General features: G+C 37.7%; 23 protein-coding genes. 18 read left to right on the top strand and 5 right to left on the bottom strand.

Annotated elements, in window-relative coordinates; translation table 11 throughout:
* The first annotated feature begins 105 nt into the window (after nucleotides 1-105).
* From ACF8EG_RS16785 to ACF8EG_RS16760, 6 genes are all read left to right on the top strand, one after another.
* A complete protein-coding gene (locus ACF8EG_RS16785) occupies nucleotides 106-726 on the top strand; it encodes a hypothetical protein (RefSeq protein ID WP_258486429.1) in 621 nt (206 codons plus the stop codon).
* A 249-nt stretch (nucleotides 727-975) separates the two neighbouring features.
* Entirely contained in the window at nucleotides 976-1680 is a 705-nt protein-coding gene (locus ACF8EG_RS16780; RefSeq protein WP_392419601.1) for a hypothetical protein, read from the top strand.
* 36 nt (nucleotides 1681-1716) lie between these two features.
* Nucleotides 1717-2070, top strand: coding sequence for a hypothetical protein (locus tag ACF8EG_RS16775; protein WP_025767492.1), 354 nt, complete (start codon nucleotides 1717-1719; stop codon nucleotides 2068-2070).
* A 29-nt stretch (nucleotides 2071-2099) separates the two neighbouring features.
* A complete protein-coding gene (locus tag ACF8EG_RS16770; RefSeq protein WP_258486434.1) occupies nucleotides 2100-3056 on the top strand; it encodes a hypothetical protein in 957 nt (318 codons plus the stop codon).
* 22 nt (nucleotides 3057-3078) lie between these two features.
* On the top strand, nucleotides 3079-3381 hold the full coding sequence (locus tag ACF8EG_RS16765) for a hypothetical protein (protein ID WP_025767490.1): 303 nt from the start codon (nucleotides 3079-3081) through the stop codon (nucleotides 3379-3381).
* Between the two features lie 569 nt (nucleotides 3382-3950).
* The gene (locus tag ACF8EG_RS16760; RefSeq protein ID WP_258486437.1) at nucleotides 3951-4250 is read left to right on the top strand and encodes a hypothetical protein; all 300 of its coding nucleotides are present in this window, start codon (nucleotides 3951-3953) and stop codon (nucleotides 4248-4250) included.
* 148 nt (nucleotides 4251-4398) lie between these two features.
* Here ACF8EG_RS16760 and ACF8EG_RS16755 read toward each other — a convergent pair whose 3' ends face one another.
* The 3 genes from ACF8EG_RS16755 to ACF8EG_RS16745 form a co-directional block, all read right to left on the bottom strand.
* Entirely contained in the window at nucleotides 4399-4809 is a 411-nt protein-coding gene (locus ACF8EG_RS16755) for a ProQ/FINO family protein (RefSeq protein WP_138937797.1), read from the bottom strand.
* Between the two features lie 1671 nt (nucleotides 4810-6480).
* A complete protein-coding gene (locus ACF8EG_RS16750; protein ID WP_392419599.1) occupies nucleotides 6481-7005 on the bottom strand; it encodes a hypothetical protein in 525 nt (174 codons plus the stop codon).
* Between the two features lie 12 nt (nucleotides 7006-7017).
* On the bottom strand, nucleotides 7018-7545 hold the full coding sequence (locus tag ACF8EG_RS16745) for a hypothetical protein (protein ID WP_392419598.1): 528 nt from the start codon (nucleotides 7543-7545) through the stop codon (nucleotides 7018-7020).
* 213 nt (nucleotides 7546-7758) lie between these two features.
* Between ACF8EG_RS16745 and ACF8EG_RS16740 the strand changes: the two genes are divergently transcribed.
* Nucleotides 7759-8187 carry a hypothetical protein gene (locus ACF8EG_RS16740; protein ID WP_392419597.1) on the top strand — a complete coding sequence of 143 codons (429 nt, stop codon included), beginning with the start codon at nucleotides 7759-7761 and terminating at the stop codon, nucleotides 8185-8187.
* A gap of 411 nt (nucleotides 8188-8598) precedes the next feature.
* Nucleotides 8599-9906, top strand: a complete 1308-nt coding sequence (locus ACF8EG_RS16735; protein ID WP_171055900.1) for a site-specific integrase — start codon at nucleotides 8599-8601, stop codon at nucleotides 9904-9906.
* Between the two features lie 220 nt (nucleotides 9907-10126).
* Here the strand turns inward: ACF8EG_RS16735 and ACF8EG_RS16730 are convergent, their stop codons facing one another.
* On the bottom strand, nucleotides 10127-10390 hold the full coding sequence (locus ACF8EG_RS16730; RefSeq protein WP_392419596.1) for a hypothetical protein: 264 nt from the start codon (nucleotides 10388-10390) through the stop codon (nucleotides 10127-10129).
* Between the two features lie 619 nt (nucleotides 10391-11009).
* Here ACF8EG_RS16730 and ACF8EG_RS16725 point away from each other — a divergent pair.
* From ACF8EG_RS16725 to ACF8EG_RS16690, 8 genes are all read left to right on the top strand, one after another.
* The gene (locus tag ACF8EG_RS16725; protein WP_392419595.1) at nucleotides 11010-11921 is read left to right on the top strand and encodes a hypothetical protein; all 912 of its coding nucleotides are present in this window, start codon (nucleotides 11010-11012) and stop codon (nucleotides 11919-11921) included.
* Nucleotides 11922-11923: 2 nt separating this feature from the next.
* Nucleotides 11924-12346: a hypothetical protein gene (locus tag ACF8EG_RS16720; RefSeq protein ID WP_086046987.1), complete on the top strand. Its 423-nt coding sequence runs from the start codon at nucleotides 11924-11926 to the stop codon at nucleotides 12344-12346.
* A 326-nt stretch (nucleotides 12347-12672) separates the two neighbouring features.
* The gene (locus tag ACF8EG_RS16715; RefSeq protein ID WP_392419593.1) at nucleotides 12673-14280 is read left to right on the top strand and encodes an EAL domain-containing protein; all 1608 of its coding nucleotides are present in this window, start codon (nucleotides 12673-12675) and stop codon (nucleotides 14278-14280) included.
* Nucleotides 14281-14335: 55 nt separating this feature from the next.
* A complete protein-coding gene (locus tag ACF8EG_RS16710; RefSeq protein ID WP_138937805.1) occupies nucleotides 14336-14899 on the top strand; it encodes a hypothetical protein in 564 nt (187 codons plus the stop codon).
* Between the two features lie 293 nt (nucleotides 14900-15192).
* Complete coding sequence (locus tag ACF8EG_RS16705; protein ID WP_138937806.1) at nucleotides 15193-16512, top strand: tyrosine-type recombinase/integrase; 1320 nt, start codon at nucleotides 15193-15195, stop codon at nucleotides 16510-16512.
* Between the two features lie 146 nt (nucleotides 16513-16658).
* Nucleotides 16659-18095, top strand: a complete 1437-nt coding sequence (locus tag ACF8EG_RS16700; RefSeq protein ID WP_392419590.1) for a DNA cytosine methyltransferase — start codon at nucleotides 16659-16661, stop codon at nucleotides 18093-18095.
* 297 nt (nucleotides 18096-18392) lie between these two features.
* Entirely contained in the window at nucleotides 18393-19025 is a 633-nt protein-coding gene (locus ACF8EG_RS16695; protein WP_258486459.1) for a hypothetical protein, read from the top strand.
* Nucleotides 19026-19159: 134 nt separating this feature from the next.
* Nucleotides 19160-19912 (top strand): DNA/RNA non-specific endonuclease, encoded by a 753-nt coding sequence (locus ACF8EG_RS16690; RefSeq protein ID WP_025767473.1) that lies wholly within the window; start codon nucleotides 19160-19162, stop codon nucleotides 19910-19912.
* Between the two features lie 27 nt (nucleotides 19913-19939).
* Here ACF8EG_RS16690 and ACF8EG_RS16685 read toward each other — a convergent pair whose 3' ends face one another.
* Nucleotides 19940-20317 carry an H-NS family nucleoid-associated regulatory protein gene (locus ACF8EG_RS16685; protein WP_171055902.1) on the bottom strand — a complete coding sequence of 126 codons (378 nt, stop codon included), beginning with the start codon at nucleotides 20315-20317 and terminating at the stop codon, nucleotides 19940-19942.
* 540 nt (nucleotides 20318-20857) lie between these two features.
* On the opposite strand from ACF8EG_RS16685, the gene ACF8EG_RS16680 reads away from it, so the two are divergent.
* Nucleotides 20858-21406, top strand: coding sequence for a porin family protein (locus ACF8EG_RS16680; RefSeq protein WP_258486470.1), 549 nt, complete (start codon nucleotides 20858-20860; stop codon nucleotides 21404-21406).
* Between the two features lie 180 nt (nucleotides 21407-21586).
* Nucleotides 21587-22000, top strand: coding sequence for an H-NS family nucleoid-associated regulatory protein (locus ACF8EG_RS16675; protein ID WP_180208873.1), 414 nt, complete (start codon nucleotides 21587-21589; stop codon nucleotides 21998-22000).
* Nucleotides 22001-22503: the final 503 nt, after the last annotated feature.

The following is a 22503-nucleotide window of genomic DNA, read 5'->3' as shown; positions in this document are numbered from 1 at the left end:
GAGACTTAACTCATTGACTCAATACATCTTATGTATATAACTAGTTCAATATACGTTACATAATTTTTTTGTGATTACACTTCAATAATCAAGGATGATAAATAAATGAAAACTAAGTTAAGCAGTAACAACTTACTTATCGCTAAGGTACTCAATAAGTTTGGAACTTTTTCATATGTAATGATTTTATTTGGTTCTTTTGTGCCTTTACTAACATTTAACGTGTGGGGGACTACTCAATCAATTAGTGGCGTAGATTTCTACGGATACTTTGTGCCGTTATTAATGTTTGTTGGTTCGTTTGCTTGCGCACTTGGTGTTCCAAAGCATGTAGCCAAAGGGATAGGTGTACTTACATTGATGTATCTATACTATCATTTTTTCAAATTCTACGGCGATGTAAGTGAAGTCATTAGGTTGATGGGTGGAAGTCAGTTGATGAGTAAGATTGAAGTGTCTGACATTGCACAAGTCTCACAATTAGCGTTAGCTTCGGTAACTGCAAGTTCATCAATCTTACTGTTGGGATTTATCTGCTTGAACATATTCATTTTTAGACCATATAACCTGAATCCCAAACATGAATATATGGATCTTTTATTTAAAAATTGGTTATCAAAAGCACTCCTGGCTACAAAAGTGAGGTTTAACAATTTTAAGAACACAATAGAAGAAAAGGCTAACCAAGAAGGTTCTTCTAAAGAGAAAGACCAGAATAATACTTAAGTATGATAAAGAGATAACTTTCATCACATGCTGAACATAGATTAACCGCCACGAATGGCGGTTTTTTTTCAATTAATGCTGCGAAATGTTTACGATAAATTAGTAATAACTATATGGTGTTCATGAAATTAATCGCACCCTGAAATAAATTTGGAAATTATTCTCTAACTAGTAATAATACAAATAGTACATTATGTGGTGTGTTATCAGAGCTTAATAAATCTGGGGGTGAGGGTGAAGAGTGTTCCAATGGTATTTCAAGGAAAGATGGTTCAGGCATTGTTGGACGATCGAATGAGTGTTACGCGTAGACCAATTAGTATTGAAGACATAACTAAGCTTAAATCTGCGGCGGTAACATTAGGGGTTAAGTCTATAACAGATCCTACAGCACAAAGTTGTTTAAGTGGATTTGCACCTTGTCAAGTCGGTGATCATATTTGGGTGCGAGAAACTTGGGGGGTGGTATCGCATTGTACGGATGAAAACGGTGTCCATTCTAGCTGGGTTCCGAATAGGGACGCGCAACCGATCAGCGAGCTTAAGTATGGTTCTGGCTATTACTCCGGACATGTTATCTACCGTAGTGACGGAGAGTTCATCTGGGAGAATGATATTGGGGATGCGGTAAGTGCATGGCATAGTCCTATCAGCATGAATAAATTTGTTAGCAGAATTACATTGAGAGTTAAGTCTGTTCGTATACAACGCTTAAAAGATATAACTGATGAAGATGCAATTGCAGAAGGGATGCCAACTGAAGCTGAAGCAAAAGCTATGGCAGTTGACGCTGGGCTAAGCTGGTACGACAAACCTAAAAAATGGTTCAAACGCATGTGGATAAACTCATATGGCGATAAATCATGGAACTTAGACGACTATGTTTGGGTTTTCGACTTTGAAGCGGTTAAGTCAAACGTTTTGACAGTAGTTAACCAAAACTCAAAAATTTAGTCTATTTAAGCGATAAAATTAAGGCTTGTATTAAGTATGAAGAAACAAAAATCTCTAATTACATCCCTCATTGTTTGGGCTATCACATTGTACTCGTTAGAAAGTAATGCAATGCCAGTGAATCAACCGTTAAAAAGTTGGAATCAACCTTTGGCTGTTGAACTGGGAGGTTATGTACGGCTACTTTCTGAATCAGCAGGGTATACATTCCTGGTTGGCAGCCTAGATCAACGTTGCTCGAAACGAAAGGTCGGATTACCCAACAAAGCAAATACGCTATTAGATGGGTTGCTCGAACTACAGGCAGAATATCCAGGGAACTATCAAATCGATTTAGATGTCATTAAGCGTGAAGTAACGTTCACTTGTACTGACATGACTGATCGTTAACCAATATTCATACTCTACTAAGTGAAACTATGAACAATAACGGAATTTTTAGTGATGAGTTTAAGTTAAGTGGACGAATGGAAGCCTCAAACCCTAGTTTGATCTTTAATGTACCTCACCTCCCTCTTAGTTTAGTCTGTCAGTTCGATTATGACTTGCTAATCCATTATCACGCGATAAATGATGATTATTTTGAAATCTGGTATGACGAACTAATGTCATTAGCAGAAGAGAATGACTTGGATTCAGCGACTGAAGCTTTTTATAAGCTAGTACTGAATACCAACTTAGATCAGTTTAACGATCCTCGTCGTAAGGAAGAATTAGCGAATATCATGACTTTGTTTTCCTTATCCATACTCTCAGTATTTGATAAGGTAGTCCTAAAAGGGCAGAGTATTCATTTTTTTGAAACTATGCAGGATATCACTAACTTCTCAGCAAAAGCGATGGAAGAGAAGGTTTTCGATGCATCTTTTAGTATTCATTCTCACGATCTAATTACAGTTGGTCACAAGTTATTAGTAAAGCAACGTCGTATGGCACCCCAGCAAGTTAATACACCAAAATTAAAGTATCCACTCATTCACAAAATGAACGGTCGATTGAGTGATATGGAGTTTTGTCTATGCCATGATCATGAAAAGGTGAAACTGACAAACCCAAATCAAATTATTGTTGAAATTGGACGCTTTAAACGGGTTATTGATGACTATTATGACGAAGAAAAGCTTAAAACACGTCAGAAAATCCTTAAATACTATAGCGAAGTTAAAGGTTGGGATTTGTCTAACGCAGTAATGAGAGAGCTTTTCTTACTGCAACTTTCAGAGCACTTTAAAGCTCATGATTCAATTGCTGAATACGAGTATTTGATTGAACAGCACAAAGAAATGATGAGTGACATTCTGGTCGCTTTCTCACATCAATTGAATTACAGAGTACAAGGGGTAGTTTCAATTGAGATGTTACTAAAATCACTTTAATTGAATTTGAATAAGGATATTTATGAACAGTTACGAAAGAGCCAACTTAGAAGCGAAGCTAGCCCTTAGTGCAACATTTGAACCAGCAACTGAAAACGTAATAGTGCATACGCCGTCTACGGCAGAAGCATTCATAAAAAACTTAGTTGATATCGATATACCAACTTGGAAAAGTAGTGAAGAAATGGACCGCAAACGAACATATTTTTTGGGGTTAGTAACTGGTTGGGCAACCGCCGGGTTAATTGACGCGGTTAAACTCGATGAATATCAAAGGCGAATTTCATTAGCTTTAAACACCAGGATTAAAGAACTATTGGTTTAAGTGGGAAGGTAGCATGTTTTATTCGATATTTGACTGGAAAATTAAGTTGGGCATTGTGGTTACTGTACTATTAGCCGTTTGTACAATAATTAGCTTTATTCTCGCTTGGACCGCAACAACTCCCATTGATGGTCACACTGCGATAAATCAGTATCTAAAATATCGCTGGTTTGCTTCGTTTATAGTAAGTTTCTTCATGGTTGGAGCAGCCACGTTAAGCTATCATCATAACAGCCTTAAAAGGCACTAGGGGCAGTTATGTGGAATGAGTGGGCAGGGCTTGGTGTCATACTTCTGGTTGGGTTCGTAATTTTTATCTTTTGGGCATGTAAGGCTGACACAAGTTCCTTTGATAAATGGCTATCAGCTATTCTTGATAAGGAGCATTTATCTTCTAATAAGTCAAAGCATAGTGATCACAAACAGAAAAGGACTAGCGTTTCTGCAAACAATGGGTTGTACCAAAATCATCGCAGAGCGAAACGAGCTAGAGAAAATCTAGATCGTAATAGACGTTGAGGTTTTGAAATCAAATTTTACGCAGTTATTGAGCAACACGGAGGTATTAGGTGCGAAAACTCGCAGATTATAAAGATACAATCGCTGACTTGATTGCAAATTTAGACGAAACTGAAAATGACTATGTTGTTCGACAAGACCGTTATTCCGTATGTTGCAATGTGCAGTTAGCATTAAGAAATAATGGCTATGACATTTCTTTACAGCAAGCTGAGCAACTTTGGTCCGATTATTCACATAATAATTACGCCGGGTGGATGGCTGGTGGGGAGAATATAGAAACCGCTGAAGGAGCCATAGCAGATCTCTGCCATGATATTAATTTTGGTGAAAATCATATTGGGTTATGACCATTGAATTCATCATCAGCTACTTATCTCGGTCAACGGCATTCTTGAACTGTCAAGAATGCCTAACAATTTGAGAAAGATAACTCTTGAATTGAGTGACGCCGTAACACAATCCATTGAGCCAAATCCTTCTATCTTCACATAGAACTTACTTGCTACTGTTTTTCGAACCAGTCTTTGTTCTCAATTTTTTTAAACGTAAAAGGGCTTCATTCCGATGCTGTTCGGTGATCTTGCTCCCCGGTGTACCGTCAGGATTGTACCGCACCGTACCGTTGATAATAGCAAGTAAATATAGCTTTGATGATGTAAAGCGATAAATAGCATTGCTTGAGTCGCGGTGACTATGTCCATGTGACCTTAATATCTCACGAACTTCCTTACCAGTACCGACCTCTAAGGGTAACTTGGTGAACAGTGACCTTAAAGTTTGAACTGCGGCTTTAATTCTCTCACGCTTACTATTCGTTATTACATCTTGCTCTTTTAACAAATTCTTCCCATCTGACTTTTCTGAATTAGAAACGTTAGTTACTTTGTTCTTCAATGTTTTAGACATGATAATTCCTCGGTGGACACAATTGAGAAAGCTTGCATTTAGAAAATACAGTCGTATGTTTTAATTATGCAAAGCAACTATCAAGTATACTAAATCTGCATTCCTAATAAGCTCATGTTTGGGTTTTTTGTCTTAAATCCAGATTTCCGAAAAGATGAGTTCAACATCATTAATTAGTGAGATATGAAATAACCATTTAGGGTTAATGAATGTGATGTATGCAATAACAAATACAAAATGAAGTACTTCATTGAATGCTTGCTCATTGAAATTAATCAATTCATTAAAGTTGTAATTAATATCATCCATTCTCTTGGACATGTTACAAATTGAATCACCCAGCCAATCGATGCAATCCTAAACGGCACATTGAGGAGTAAGGAGGGGGGGATATCAAGATACATTAGCATATGCTCAACTATTGAAAGTCAAGCAAATGACAATTATCAATACACATCGACACCGGTAAGTAGAGTGACAGGTTTAAAACTGGCGTTACTTCATTCGCGTAGAACGGCAGTAAGTCAATATAGTTAGCCATTAAAAAGGGGCTTTCTAAGGGAGCTAAGCACAGTAATGACTTTCTCGGTTTAGAATTCACCATTTAAAAACAATAATTTATGCACTATGGGCAAACTTAGCGTCTAAACACAAGTATGGTTGCATACATTCTATTTGAGAGTCAGACCCATCACGCCCATCTCAACCCACGCGTTCGGCTGCTAGAATCATTTTTCCATTTCTATTCCCATTCTTTTCCATTTCATTCTCATTAATTTCGGTCGAGCAGGGGGGCTATGCACATATGAGTTGGTTTGGAGTGTTAATTATCAACAGAGTTGAAATCATAAATTAAACAATTACTCGAAAGTTAAGTCGGGCAGGGACTTTCAAGAAATAAATAGAAAGGAAGAAGAAATTGGGTTTAAAGTAACGCTCGATACCAGCCAGTTACTCGATCTATTTGCTGGTCGCGGGGCTGATAATCTATACCAAGACTTTAATAGAATGTATGCAAAGTAACCAATTCGATTTAGAGTTAGCTCAACATATAAACTGGGAATCTTTAAATAAAAATGGTTAATCTTAGATTAGGTCTGATACCATAAAATCGACGAAAATTAAAAGGGATGACAATGGAGAAATTATCGGCTGAGACTGCGACTCACTTATTATCTTGTCGACATGCGTTTGGTAAGAATGGCAAAACCTATGACATGAAATGCCATATTCTGAAATCTATGCCGGATGGTCGATTAAAAGTTCAAGTGTACGGTGAGAGATATTGGGCAAACACCCAACATGTTGTTAGAATTCGGTACGTAGAACCATACCGTGTTAGGGTGCGTTTAAAAAATACGAATGCTGGCAATCATCATGATGAAAATTAAGCTTCCAAACAGAGAGGCGACACTTAGCCTCTGTCTCCATTATCTCATTGCATTTTTGGCTGCTTGGTCCGGGATGGCTTGCTTTAATGACCTATCCTTTAAAAATATCACTTCCTTTAGTGTGTCACTGATTGTGTTGGCTGCTTTTAAAACTCTCGATAGCAAATCAGAAATCAGAAAAAAGCGGTTGTATATCTTTGGTGGGGTAACTCTTATTCTCGTCGCGGTAATAGTGCCACTACCGTTCTTACCTGGGTAGTGGCAACGTAGCGTTTATTAGTTAGTAAAGGTTCGGGGAATACCGATTGTTGATCCTAACCGCGATTTGTACTCGTTTGTAATTCTGATTTCCCGACTCTGAGCCTTCGTCATGAATCGTTACATACTGGCTTCCATCCTCTCCTGGTAACAATTTATACCGGTTCGAGAAATCAACCACTTTGACATGTGGCATCACAACATTATCCATTAAAGCTATTGAGCTTATATAGCTATGACTAAGTTCTATACGGTAGACATCATCACTGTTTTCAATGCGCAATGTACTTGGACAATCTCGAGTTAAGTCATTCATCTTGATGTGACAATTGTTATATTGCTGTTCATAAGGGAACGAATCAATATTGAAGGTTACTTTGCCAGTTGCCATCTTGTTTTCTACCATGTCTTTAACAAACACAGTCACATTCGCAATGGCATTATCGCGCTCACCGAACTCTTGAGTAACCATCGGCACTATGGTTTTGCTTGAGCTACACGCTAACAACGAGCTTGCCGTCAGTACTAGACTTAAAGTCCTTTTCATTGGAGTTCCCTGTTACTTAAGAGTTACTGTAGTGATTACTTTCGGGAAATCATTGCCAATTTTTTTATCAGAATTGACTAACTGGTCGGCGAAACCGCTTTCCTCGTCACTGAACGAACCCCTGAACACACCATGAATAGATCGGACAACGTGCGTTGGGAGGATTGTATCTCCACGTCTCTCTAGTTCTTTCAGGAAATTGACTTCTGATGTGTACAAATAATAATCGCCATGCTTGATAAGTTGAAAATTCGACGGGCAGCTAACCTGCAATGGATTTGCCTCTTCGCAGGTGTCAATTTTTACCCTTAATGGCAGTTCATTAATGAAGATTGTGATGTTTCGCTTTTGTACTAGATTAGCGTCATCCATTTGTTGGTATTCAATTGAAATTTCACCAATTGATGCCGATTCCGAGCCAATAACCATGTGCTGCGTCTGATTTAGGTTTTCCAACATGCTTTCTCTTTGTAGGTCAGTTGTTGTTGTACAACCAGCAGCGATTAGAATTGAAAGGGGGATAAGTTGTTGAAGCTTCATTCGGACATTTCCTGAACTGATTATTGAAATTGATAACATAGCTTAGTATCTCATAAAATATACCTTTTATGTCGAGTATCTGAATTTATAATTGATGTGATGTGACTAGATATTGAACATGCAATGTTAATTATTAACAATTCTAATTGTTGATGTTATACTTCAATATAATTGGGCTTTTGCTAATTAATTATTGATCACGAAAGGAATTTCATGAGAAAAGAAAGTAGCGGCAGTAACTATACTGATGTTGAGAAACTTATTAAGGGGTTGAGTGTTGAAGAACGCCTAATCTTTGGGCTTAACGTCAAGTCGTTGTTGAGTAAACGCGGCATGACCAACAAAGCAATTGCACTTCTTTTGGACATTCCTGCAGTAACCGTCACTCATATAGCGACTGGTGAAAGACCTGCGCCCACCTCTTTTATTCTAAATTTTGTCAATTATGAAAAATTAACCCCCGAATCCATCAAGTTGTTATGCAAACCACCAGCATTCACTGAGAAGTTGATAAAGATGTTAATTAATGAGGACATCGATGACGTTAACACTGCGCTTGTGCTTTTAGAGAGAAAGCAGAAAGCAAAAGGTACTGATAAGAAATCTGCGAAAGGGAACACTACAGTTGATCAGTGCACATAGGGTAAAAAGCCCGAAGTCTTATAACCTCGGGCTTTTCCCTAATTCGAGACATGGAAAACGCAAACAATCAATGCCTCAAATTAAAGTCCCAGGACAATTCAAATTAGGTGTGCTACTAACCTTTGAGTAAAGTCTATGGGAGCAAAACTCTGTCATTACCAACTTGTTCAATGACGAATGGTGGTCTGACTTAAGAAAAAAAAGGTCCAACTTAATCACTTGAAAAAAAAGTTGGACCGAATCTAAGTACCCTCTTAAGGGTCAAAACGTCAGTTGGCTAGGCGACAAGAAGAGTGAAAAGCATATCCTGTCGTCACCATTTAGATTACACTGTTTAATTTTAGAGTCAAATTATTTTTCCCAGTTTAGACTGTGGCATCATGAAGTGTACTGAATAAAATGGAATTCAAAATGAAATTAGAAAATATGTTGCCCTTATTTTTGCCTTTTAAGTACCACAACATTGTTGTTCCATCGTTTAGAACACGTCTGTTAGAGCTGTTTCGTTCAGACCCTAATCGTCAAATGATTTATGAGTGCGCAACAGACTTTCTAACAGAGCACCTGACCAATAAAAATAATTATGATGCGATCCAAATGGAGCTATCGCGCTACCTAAATTGGGTCTGGGCAAATGAGCTGGATGTTCGAGAGGTTAAGCGCCCTGATATGGTTTCATTTATAAATTTTTGCAACCAACCTCCAACCGAATTGATTAACTGCAAAGCCGCATCTGTGTTAGTTGAAGAATACGGTGAGTTAGAATTGAATCCAGAATGGCGACCGTTCAAAACGAAACAGAATGAACCATATGTTCGAAAGGACTCGACGGTAAAGCGCCAGTTGTCCATTTTATCGTCATTTTATGTGTATCTAGCGGATGAAGATATTTGTCATCGCAATCCTGCAGAACTTGCATTACGAAGACTAAACCTGAAAAAAATGGATAATGTGAGTATTGAGGAAAAAGATAATAAAAGCTTATCTCAAATTCAGTTGAGCTACGTTTTACGTGTTCTCGATGCCCTATGTGAGATAAACCCTGCTAGATTTGAACGCTCTCGGTTCCTATTCTATCTCATGGTTATGGCATTTCCGCGAAGAAGTGAAGTGTCAGCCAGCCTTACATACTCGCCTAAAATGTCCGATTTTGAGCGTCATTCAGTTAGCGGAGGTAAGGTTCGATTTACCTTTAATATCCGTCAAGCTAAAGGTGGTAAGCAAAGAAAGGTACTTTGTGGTAAGCAATTGATTAACGCACTAATGCGGTATAGAAAATTTCTTGGTCTTACGCCATTACCTAGTGACGCAGAGAAGGATGCACCATTATTTATTCGACATCGCCCAGCATCACATGGTCGAGAAGCTGGTCTAGTGGATGCAAATCTATCATCCAATACAATTGCGGGTCTGATTAAGGAAATTTACTTGCTTACGTCATATCAGCTCATTGAAGATGGCTACCATGATGAAGCAAAAAAGATTGTAGAACTTTCAGCTCATAGTACGCGTCATACAGGGATTACCGCCGCGTTGTCGGCAGGTAGAAAACCTGAATTACTTATGAAAGATACCGGGCACTCATCTATTGATTCTTTGATGATATATAACAACGACAGACTTGATTACCGCTTAGAAGACGTAGATAAGTTAGACAGTAAAATTATTGAGATTGCAAAGCTTGAAACGACTCAACCAGTATATGATTTAGCAATTTAGTTCTTTAGGTAAATGATATACACACTCGTGTACAAATTGCGTTAGCGTATCAACCTTGCTATGAAAATGAACGTTTACACATTGCAGATGACTGGCATCGAATTGCGTTGTATGTGAAGGTCGGGTGAAAAATATCCCGGTTATTGTCGGCATCCCAACCTACCACCAGCTCCGCTAAACAATCGATCTGGTAACACAATTGAAAGATATGCTTGTTTGCCTATCTACGAGTACGTAGAGGATCGTTCTTCATTCGGTAGTGGATGCTTCCCGAATTCGCAGTATTCGTCAGAGTTTGCTTGCGTAGTCTTTCCCGGTGGATTTTAGACATGGGCACTTTATGTGCCGCAGGTTTTGCATCATTTTCTAACAGGCTTTTCAAGCGTTCATCAAAGCCGTTTGTTTTAGCTGTAAAAGCCCATTTCATAGCGAAACCAAACAGGCAGATAAGAACTATGCCATAAACTACACTTTCAGCGTTCATTTTGTTGATCCTTAATTTTATATTCCTATATCATGGTCAATCAGTACGCAATAGGAAATCAATAGGTTAATAATAATTCTACAATGTTTTTATATATCATCAAGGTTGAATAGTAAGTTCTGATTCCCTTTAAACTCCTGCTTAAATAGCCTGTAAAACAGCGTCAGTTACCTTCTTTGCCATGAGAGGTGGCACCGCATTGCCTATCATCATTTTGGTTGCTGCTTAAATCTTTTCATTCTAAACCAAGTGGTCGCTTGCCTGATTTTCAGGGAGCACTATCGATAGAATAAAGGCCCTCATTCTGTTGTGATATCACAACCTTTACTGTTTTCCTGAATTGATACTATTGAGCAAGTCTCGAAAGACAAAGATTGAAACTAACATTTGCCCCAAAATAAGCTGGAATAAATACTCTACAAAATTTGGTACTTGCGTTTTACCCTACGAAAAGTTATCCGATAGAATGTAACCCAACACTACTGAGCCTTCATTGTGTTTGTTTAATCTGTCAAACTGCCTATTTAATTGGTTAAATCATCAGGTTATCTTGTTGAAGATGATAAATTACTGAAAATATTGTTATTATCCTTCTTATTCATCAGTAAAACCGACTTCTATGAGATATGAATCCGCTCCTGTAACCCCTATAGAAAGGCCAAAAACCACTAGAGAAAGAGCAGCTCGCCAACGCCGAGAGCGTCAGGAAGAGCTGAGATATACCGCGAGCGATGAAAAACGATGGGCTGAAAATAGAGAGCGCGTTCTTGCTGAACGAAAACCTGCTCAACAAGCGTATGACCTTACGAAAGAAGAATGGAATAAGGACTTACAGGATCAAGCGAAAGAATACCAGTGGGACACCTCACAGCAAGAGAACATCAGTATTGCCGTACTAACCGTTGAAGAAGCCAACGAGTATTTAGATTTGCTCATCAAAGACACACACGGTCAGCTTTCTACAGGTAAGGACTACACTGGCGTTGGCGTAGGACTCAAAGGGGCTTATGAAGTCGCTAAAGAGCTTGGTGGATGGGGAGCAACCGCCAAAGCCGTCAATATCAATGGTGTAATGAATATTGTGGTTGAGAACTACAAGCCTCGATATTTAGATCTCGGTATCCGTTGGCAACAAGCAACGCCTAAAATGCTTAAGATTGGTCACGCATTGAATACTGTCCAAGGTAATGTCCGTTTTTTGAGAGGCAACATCTATTTAGAGTTTGTGTTTAGTAGTGCGGTCAATGCGGTTGATTACATGCTGCACGATGAGAAGACGCTAAGCGAAGTCGTAGGCCAACTTACGGCGGATGTAGCTAAAGGTGTAGTTGCTGGCGTGGCCGCTCAGGGAGTGCTTTTGGTTGCTCGTGCTGGTGCTGGGATTTTGTTTGGGTTTTCTTTACCTGCCGCAGTTGGGTTAGGTTTGTTTGTTTATTCAGCATTTAAGATCGGTGGATATGTATCGGAATTAGATAATAAGTACAAATTCACTAAGCCAATGAAAGAAACTGTAGAGGCATTAATTGACTGATCATGTTAGATTTTTTAAAGAAACTTACATTTTTAATATTTTTTACAGGACTTGCGTCATGGTGCGGGTTGGGAGCTTATAATTTAATTCATACTGTAGAAAATGTAGGAATTAACCCCGTAATCAGAGTATCGGGATACCTTAACAATACGTCGTCATTTGTATTGTTTGGTTTTTTTCTTCCTTCTATCCCAATGGCATTACTCAACATTGCCAATGGCATTCAACTACCAAAGTTAACTCTGAGATTAATGCTATTCGGAGCATTAATCTTTGCTTTAATCGGACACTATTTCGATACCTCGTTAAGAAAAGGTATAGAAACGTCAAACTACATCGAATGTACATCTAAGCGAGAACTTACATTGAAGCACTCAAGCCGTATTTATGTTCTTCCTCCTGCAAAGTGCGATGATTTAACTTAAAGACTTTTTACTGCGAACCCAGCTAATACTTTTTCTGGTGCGATGTTACTCATCGCATCAGGGCTTCATAAGTAAACTTACCATACCTGTAGTTATTGATAGTTTGCCAATCTAACAAAGTCACTAGCAAGCTTTTGTCCAAAAGTGAGTTTCTAACGTTGTTGTCAGGTTTGACCTCTGGCAACCTCGATAGGAAGTTACTTTATGGTTGCCAGAAACTAAGATCGAATAGATTTTATAGTTTTATTAACCAGGTACATAAAGTACCTTTTAAATCTTACAAGTGATATTCTAATGAGCAAATTGATTGTTAGATGACACATGGAATGGATTTACAATTAACTGCAATTTTGTTGCTCATAACTGGACTCAGTGCATTATTAATAACCTTTAACGGCTTGATAAAACTAAAGGCTTTTGGACTTAACAAAGGCTGGAAAGCTCTGTTAGCAATGCTTATAACGTTATCGATTATGTATGTCGTCACGATTATTCGATCGTTGTCAGGGAATATCACACCAACATTCATCATTCTTTGTTCAATGATGGTTTTAATCAGCCTCTTTTCAGGCGTAGTTATACAAGCTTTTTTTTCTAACCTAGTAAAGATCCAAACTCTTGCAGAACAGCATAAAGAAGTATTATCAACTGACGCTTTAACTAAACTTCTGAATAGAGAATCTACTATTGCAGCTTTAAATGAATCTTGTTCAACCAAAGCTGGTTTGACTTGCATATTGGTGAACATAAACCAATTTAGTCATATAAATCATTCAATGGGGCGAGAGTTCGCTGATAGGGTTCTTTGCTATGTTGGCGATAGGCTCAAGTTAGCGTTCATTAATGATGCTACTGTTGGGAGAATTTCTGGTGATGAATTCTTAATAAAACTCGATTCGGTAAGTAAGCACAAAATCCAATGTTACATAACTGCAATTGAGGCTATCTCTAACGATAACCTGCTAATCGACGATTTCAGTGTTTCATGCAAACTCTCGGTTGGCTATTGTACTTACCCGAATGAGGCTGAGAATCTGGACAGCCTACTTGAGAAATGTAATATTGCCTTGAAAGAATCAAAAAGATTATGTTGCCCGGTAGATTACAAGGAGTGTGATTACTTAAACGGGGAGATTTCCACTTCAGAGATGCAATCCATTCTGAATGGTCTAAAGTCCGGGTCATTCGAGGTGCATTATCAACCAATCCTAGAAGCTCAAAATTTAGAAATAAATAGCGTAGAAGCACTTATTAGATTACCAAATGGTAATGGTGGATATTACTCACCATCTATTTTCATTCCAATTATTGAAATGCAAAACAAAGTATCATTGCTAACCACGGCTGTAATTAATAGAGTTGCAAAAGATATTCAGAAAATAACTAAGTTTACGTCGATTGTAAATGTGCATATTAATTTATCATCTAAAGATCTCTTAAACGTGAAGCTTCTTGAGTTAATTGAATGGCACGCTCATAATACTCCTGAATTCAAAACCATGATCAGTTTTGAGATTACTGAGTCGACGGCATTTGAAATGAATTCGACGAGTAATAATGCAATTATTCGATTAACTCAGTTGGGATATCAGATCTCATTAGATGACTTTGGTACTGGATACTCGTCACTTTCATTATTAAGAGAACTGCCAATAATGCAGGTAAAGCTCGACAGAATCTTTGTATCTAACATCATTGATTCAAAGGTAGATTACAACATCGTTAAAACCATGATTCAGTTGGCACATGCATTGGGTTATACCGTTGTCGCTGAAGGGGTAGAAACAGAAAGTATTGCCAATCTAATCAGTAAGTTAGGTTGTGATTATATGCAAGGCTTTTTGTTCAGTCCCGCACTTCCACTTACAGACTTACTTAAAATTAATATCACAGATGCTATAGGTTCATCTGAATCTTCGCTTAACTATGGATAATTTTTTATTGAATAACTTTAAGTGGTATCATCCATAATAGTTAAGGAGATTACTCATGAATATAAGAAAGCCATTTACTGTACAGCAATTTGGTAAATTTATTATCACAATACTTTTAGTTAATTTTGTAATTCAATGCATGACGCTGTATACGTTCGGTCGAAGTCAATATAATTTGGCTTTGGAACTTGTCGATAATGATAAAAATGCTTTGCCAAAGATTGCACTCGATAACAGCATATATTATTCAATTGATTCAATAAAAGAACTAAAAAAATGGAACGATAAGAAATTTTTTGAGTTTATTACTGAAAACTCAAGATTAGAACAACAAGAGATTCAAAATGTTAGTAACGAGCTTGAAAAGTCATCAAATATTGTAATAAATCAACTTGATACTCTTGTATCAATTAACAGTATATCTTTCGGTCTTGCTAAGTGGATAGCGCTTACTTCGATAATTTGTTTCGTCTTAGCGAACTTACCATTTGGTAAAGCCAGAAGAGAGCAGAACACTAAAGTCGTTCGTATATTTGACGGAATTGCAAGTTCACCGACATTGGTCTATTGTGGTGCGCTAGCAATTGTAATGCATTTAGTTAATAACGGTCTATTTTAGACCATACTTATGAGGCACCGAATGGTGCCTCATTGATCTAGTTAATGAACGCTACTACATTTCACTGAACTTCATGTGAAGTTTACCCTTCTGACAAACCTATTCATACACATTCTAAAAACATCTTTTCTGACTCAGTATGCATTTGGGATCTCGTTGATTTTTCTTGCTATAATTAGCGTATATAGCCGTGATTATATACGCTAATTATTACTAAGCTTTTTTAATCAACCACTTATGAAAATTCTTATTCAAGGTGGTTGAGCAATTTTGACTAAAATCAGGTGGAATGAATGGTAACTGATTTGATCGAAAGATCTGATGCCCCCAATTTAAATCATGAGAACAAGTACGCCTTATCGTTGATAGATTTAAATGGTTACAATGTCACTAATCAGTTCACGTTTTCTCAAATGGGAGAAGTCAGTCCCTGGGCATTAGACCAAATTCTATTCAATATGCTCAATACTGATCAGGAGATTCAACCGAACGAAATTGGAGCTTTGGTCAATGAATGCATATTGCACCGTGTTCGACTTACACAAAGCAAAATTTTACCCGTTGTTTCATCACTTCTCATTCAATCTGAAATTAACGCCATTGAGGTTAAGAACACTCGCGATCAGGTTAAAGCCAATTTGAATGTGTGGGTAAACTGGTGCCAAGAAGCCGGTGAACTTCCATTCCCAGCAAGCGGGGCGACATTTGCTAGATTTGTTGAGAGTAAAATGGACGCGGTTAAAACGAAGACGATGCAATCTTATGTTTGGGCAATTCGAAAGGTGCACATAAGTGGTGGACTACCTGACCCCACAACTATGCGTTCTTCTAATTCGTCGTTAAAGAAATACTATGCTCACAGAACGGAACATTGGAGGGATTCACCAATACAGGCTGATCCTATGAGGCTTGAGCATGTCGCTGCATTGTATCAGCATTATGAAAAGTCCTTTTCTGTTAATGGCTTAGAGTGTCGTAATTTATTAATAATGCTTATTGCATACGATACATTGCTTCGTGAGGCTGAGTTGGCTCGGATACGATTAAACGAAATTACAGAGCGTGACGGCGTCACTTTAATACAAGTCACTTACACAAAAACGAACCGTGGTGTGAGAGTTGAATACCGCCCACTTTCAGCACTGACAGTTTCAGTATTGGATACATATTTGTCTCTTACAAACAGAAGCAGAGACATGAATTCACCATTATTCCTTGGGCATACTAAAAGTGGTCGAATTAACAAAAGATCGGCTGATATCGTTTTGAATAGCACCCGAACTTCAAAGGCGCGTCGCAGGAAAGATTCAAGTACATTTACGCCGGGAAGTGATGAATATTTAAGACCACAAGCAATCTATAAAGTCTTTGTTAAATGTTCAGATGTTCTTAATAGAATGGGATTTGATACTTCCTTTTCTGGACACTCTGGGCGTGTTGGTCGTGCAAAAGATCTTAACAAGGAAGGTGTTAAAATACACCACATCGCAGATGCCGGGGGATGGAAAGATATTAAGACTCTTCTGACGTATATGGAAGATGCAGATGACCGGATCAAGCTCATTTCAGAGGTGAATAGTAAGGCGTCGGAATATATAAAAAATAGACATTAGTTCAAGATTTTTTACAAAATTACTAATGTCAGTTTTTGTTAATGACACTGTAATCAAATTTGTGTCTTAAATAGGCATTTAATCACCACAATACTGGCATCTGCCTTCAATATAGATACATCAAGAAGGTACTAAAGGTGAATTAAATGAGTGCATTAGAAAATCAAGTAAAAGTAAACCTTAATATACCGAATATCGGAACAAAGAAGCTTAAGATTACCCAGTATTCAGACGGAAAGCGTAAGTTTCAGCTAAGCAGTAATTTACTCCCTTTATTCAATTTCAATAAGGGCGATAAAGTATATGAAGAAAGTCGCGGTGAGGGGCTTGGTTATGTAATAAGAAAACTTAACAGTACCCCCTTAATTAGACGCGTAAAGCACGTATATTCAAGAACTTATAAAAGAAGGTTATCTAATCCGTGCGAGGTTTCTTACGAGAGTACTGCTAAGGATATTTTAGCTTCAATTCCAGATACTTGTACACATGTTCAGGTTATCATGCAGCCGGATTGCATTTACGTCTTACCAATCAATAACCTTGTTGCTGATAGAATTAACAAGGTAATGACCGCTGAAAACCCATTCACTGTTTTTTCATGTTGTAGCTCTGGTATTGATGGTTACGCAGCATTTAAAGCTGGATTCCAAATAAACAGCCTACTTGATTGGCGACCTATTGAAGCTCGTGACGAGAAGAAGGGGCAGGACTTTTCAGAAAGTGGAGTTTTAACAGCCCTTAATAACTTGAAAGTCAAGCATGTATTTAATCAGGATATCACCGATATATCTACCGGGATGCTAAAACGCCTGATAGGGAAAGACGACTCAATGGTATTGACTATCTCATTACAGTGCGATGGGTTTTCAGGAGCTTGCAGCCCCGCTGACAAACAAAGAGCCATTGATGAGTGCAGTAGTAATATTGATATGCTAATTGATGGCTTAAGGCTCGTTTCAGCCTTACAATTCCCAATAGTCGTGCTGGAACAAGTTCCGGGCTTCAAATCGTCCGATATTGGCAATGTATGGAATCTAAGACTTTCCAAAATGGGATATAAGGTTCATGAAGCAATATTAGATTCGCGTGACTACGGTGGTCTAACGTCGCGTAAGCGTTATTTTTCAGTTGCAAGTACATTACCTGTACCATTTGAGTTTCCTACACAAGAACCAAGAAGGACCACTCCATTTTGGAATGAAATTGAATCCGAGGTTGGAGAACTACGGAATGTAAGTAAATCGACTAGCATTCAGAAAGGTGCAGAGTGTGGTCGGTTACGTGCTTTTAACCGAGAGTCTTTATACGCAAATTCATTACTCAAATCCCAAAATAGGATGTGCAAAGATTCCGTAGTATTCGAAGATAACGGTGAGTATTACTTTCCAAACGAGATTCTTGAAAAGAAACTCATGACTGTTCCGGATTCATTCAGTTTAAATGCAACATCAAAAACATTAGCTTCCGAAATACTAGGGCAGGGCGTTTGTTTTAAACTGTATAATAAATTGATGGTTAGTGTTAAAAATCACATTGAATCATTTATTACAAATAATTCTCATACGAATATTGACCTCGCATGATAAGGATGTATGATTATTTCCATCGTCATGAGGGTTTTAATTATTCCAGTGTTAAAGACGATAGCTCTAGCCAAGCCCACCCTCAAAAGTGCATCGAACGATAGCATTTCTAATTGCCCATATCTTGGAATGCTATGCACGAACAGAAGCCGCACTTACTTGAAAAAGTGCGGTTTTTTCCTATCGTTTCTCTGTCTTTTTTCAATACTTAAATGTCGGGATAAGACCGAATTTATCGCAATTTACTAGTCAAAATCTTATAAATAATCATCTTTTATATGATTGGATTAGATAGTTATGCTCAAACATTCAAAGGCAATAATTCAGCAAGCTACATATATTAGTGGTAGAGATATTTTCTTAAATGAATTTATCCATCACTGGTTCTTCTTACATACAGGTATGCAACAGCCTAGCGAAGTCATTAGCCGAAATCCGAAATTAGAGTGTCTAGCAATTGAACTCACTCATGAATGCCAAAGGCTGATGCTTTCAGGTAAACACAAAACACCATTAACGGACCTAATTGCCGAATTTTGCGTTAGCACAGTGCGTTCAAAATCTTACTATCCAACAAGCGATGAAGTATGCAAACTGGTCGCTCAATTACTACCAAGTGATCAGGCTCATTCGGTATATGAACCTTGCGTTGGTCCTAGCGGGATATCATTCAAGCGAGTTGAACAATACTTTGAAGCAAATTCTCACTTACCCAATCCATTACTCGGGTTACGAATTTCTATCGAAGATATCGATCAGGTTGCGCTAAAAGCGTACTTCATTCAGCTTATTCATCTTTTGCAGTATCTTACGGCTACTCACGGAGAAGGCGAAGTTAGACCTGATTATGTACACATTTTACAAGTTGACACTTTAACCAGGAAGAAAGGGCAGCTCGATATCAGTTTATATTCTCCGGAGTTACATTGAGCAATACGTTTGAACCAACCAACTATTCATCTGAATCCTTTACATGTTAGCTCAATTTAGTGTTAGCATGTTTTTTAGACTAGGCATTTTATATACATAAAAAAAGCTTTTAGAGAATGGAGACAAGCTAAAGCATGATTAAAAAATTATGTGCATTATTAGTGCTTCCAATCACAGTTGTGCAACCAGCCATAGCAAGTTCAAACTTTGATCTTACTAAGTTTGCCAATCCAGAGCGCTATTTCAGCATCCAGTATGACGGGTTTTCAATGTTTTATGATTGTTACGAAAAGTCTCCTGTCATTGTTGAGGCGATCATTGGTAATGATACTGGTAACGTCAAACGTAGTGATGATTTCAAGCTCGATCCAAATGTACCTTTAGAGTGCCAACAGAAATCTACTAAATCTTATAGGAAATACCGCAACGTAGCATATGATAGAGGTCATTTGATTTCTCATAATCAGCTTGATTATAGTGATAGTGCAGCATCAGCAAGCTTTTACTTTACAAACATACATCCACAAGCTTCAACGTTTAATCGTTCTGGCTGGAAATATACTGAAGATCTAACAGAATGCTTTAGAGATGATTACGAACAAGTTAAAGTGCTTGTCGGGTTAAAATTTGAAGATAGTTCTAATGATTATCAGATAAAGTCACATGGTATAAAAACCGCTGATAAATGGTGGAAAATCATCCAGACTGGTGATTCATATGTAGCTTGGGTTTTTCCGAATTCAAATTCAGTTCGTAAGTCTTCCGCAAATAGGTATCTTGTCAGCAGCCAAGTCATAGAGCAAATGATAGGGTTGCCTTTAAATATCAAATCACGTCAATTGACAGAACGTGAACTGCCTGATGTATCCAAGTGCGATTTAAGCTAATGAAAAGGGGCTAAGCCCCTTTAATCTCTAATTCTTCTCAGTTAAGAAATAGTCTTGGGGTTTGTTTAAACGTTTCATAGCACTTTTTAAAGCTGAAGGTGTCCTGCCTTGCCCCGACCAATGATGTGTAACGCCGTCTTCATCATCAAAGGTATACTTTGGTTTGGATTTGGGTTCTTGAATAGCCCGAACAAGATTGTCCAAATCTAATCCTTGATCTTGAGCGGATTGAATAATTCGCTGTATAGCCAATTCTTCAGCTTGTCTAGCTTCTTCCGCTTGTTTCTTTTCCAGTTTTTTCTCTTCAAGAACTTTATTTAGCCGTGTGATGTATGTTTCAACATCTTTAATACTAGCTGATTTAAGCTCCTTTCGTAGCTCTCTCAGAGTCTTCTCTAAGTCCATTGTCTTTTTTATACCTAAAAAATAGTTGTTTTTTCGGTTGGATCTTTTTGTAGTGCCATGAACGAATGGCAACATTATTTAATAAATGCTTTCAAAAGAAGACCCAAGCTCCAAATGACGTTTCCTAATTTTCTTTACATTTTATCATCTCCTTTCTGTCTCATTACTCTTGCCCAAGGTAATGAATACGGAGAGAACTCTATAATACAACTGTACTAAAGAACTGACAAATAACAGCTTTTCAATTACTTGCCACAAAAATTTACAACTAAAAGTAACAAACATCCATCGGTTACTTTATGCAATGGTGCTGGATAAGAATAACGAAAAGAATAAATTTTTTCGTATTTTTTGACTCATACCTTATTTTAAACGGCTTTGTTTTGTTCGTTCGAATTTGTACTACCTTATGAAGTGACACAATTTACTGTTTTTATATACAATAGTTTTAATACCAGAAAGTAATATGATCTTTATCTTTTCAGTATGCACTTATAGAATGTACATAAATTAACGTCCATGCATATAAGGAAATATCACATGCAGCTAAAATCTAATCTTATCCTAGTCCCATTCATTCTTCTATCATCACAAACTATCGCCGCAAGTAATCAATACCAAGGCTACCATAGCACCATCGGTGTACGAGGTTCTTATGTACAAACCCAATTTGAAGGAATTAAAGACAAACTTGGTACTTACGGCATAGAAGTAGGGATGGAGTTTGATACTTTTGAAGATACAAGCATCCAATTTGGATTCGATGCTTATTTCGAAACTGGTAAATACGAGCCTAACAAATCAATCGGTTCCGTGAACTTCGACACATTTGCTTTTATGCCCAAGGTACACAAATTTTTTACCGATGATTTCGACCTATTCATTAAAGCCGGTGTTGCTAATTGGGTCCATGAGCCATCTACAAAAACAAAACTAGATGGGTATGATCCAATTGTAGGCGTCGGTACGCGGTATCATATTCAGGATACTGTCTATATTGGTGGCGAATATTCATATCTATTCGCAGACGAAAACAACTTTGAGTTTGATACTTCTTACTTTACTTTAAAAGTAGGGTATCGATTCTAGTCTTGAACCACATGGCATCTTTGCTCTTGGTCACGATTCAATATTTCGTCAATGGAAATCAGTACCAATTTCGTATAAATAGAAACTCATTCACAACAACCTGAAGTGACGCAATCAACAAATTTAATGTTCAAGATATTTTAGTTTAAACTTGTCTAAAATTCTAAATGGAGAAAGAAAATGGCATTTGCCCTACAAGACATTAATAATATCCGTACTCTACGCGCAATTGCTCGTGACACTCCAATGGATGTCCTTCTTGAGTTAAGAGAAAAAATTAACGTTGTGGTCGAAGAACGCATTCAAGAAGAAGAAGAGAAGAAAATAGAGCAGGAAAAACAAAAGGAAAAACTAGAAGCTATCATTCAAAAAGTGAATAGTGAAGGTATTGAAGTAAATGAGCTGATTGCAGCACTTGGTGCCACCGGCGCTAAGAAAGCTGGTAAAACGCGAGCACCACGCCCACCAAAGTATAAGTACGTCGATTCTAACGGTAATGAGAAAACGTGGACTGGGCAAGGGCGTACACCTTCAGTGATTCAAGAAGCACTGGATAACGGGAAAAAGCTCGAAGATTTTAGTATTGATCGCTAACGTTTTCTTATGATTTCACAGCTCAGCGCTCATCTAGATTTGAGCGCTTTTTTATCCCATTAACAAACATAGTTTAAAGTAGGGTACTACGAAGCAATTTATGCACAATTGTGCATTCTGATTCACTTTATTATCAAATTCTTCGGGGAAATACTTTTCAAACTGAATATTCATTGCATATACAGTTCCATAGGTAATAACAATTATAGGCTTAGATTCGTTTTGTATCTCTTTTAACAGTAACGACGTGGTCTACGGACTTGTTTTAGATTGTTACGTCGGTCGTTTTGTATTATTAGTACCGAGCGACTGAAACTGCTATCAGTGTTTGCCCAATACAAATGTGTAAGCTTTAGATACTAGCGACTCATATCATCGTTTGGTCAGGTCATCTTGAAATTAATAACAGTCACTTACACAAGATCGTACTACGGCTTAATAAAGCCACTTATTAATGTAGTGAGTAACCCTTGGATTGTATGTGAGATGAGAAGGTATATGTA

The sequence above is a fragment of the Vibrio sp. YQ_11 genome (genome assembly GCF_043103065.1).
In the GTDB taxonomy this organism is placed as follows: domain Bacteria; phylum Pseudomonadota; class Gammaproteobacteria; order Enterobacterales; family Vibrionaceae; genus Vibrio; species Vibrio parahaemolyticus.
The sequence above is the reverse complement of the archived record's forward strand: the minus strand, read 5'-3'. Positions and strand labels throughout refer to the sequence as shown.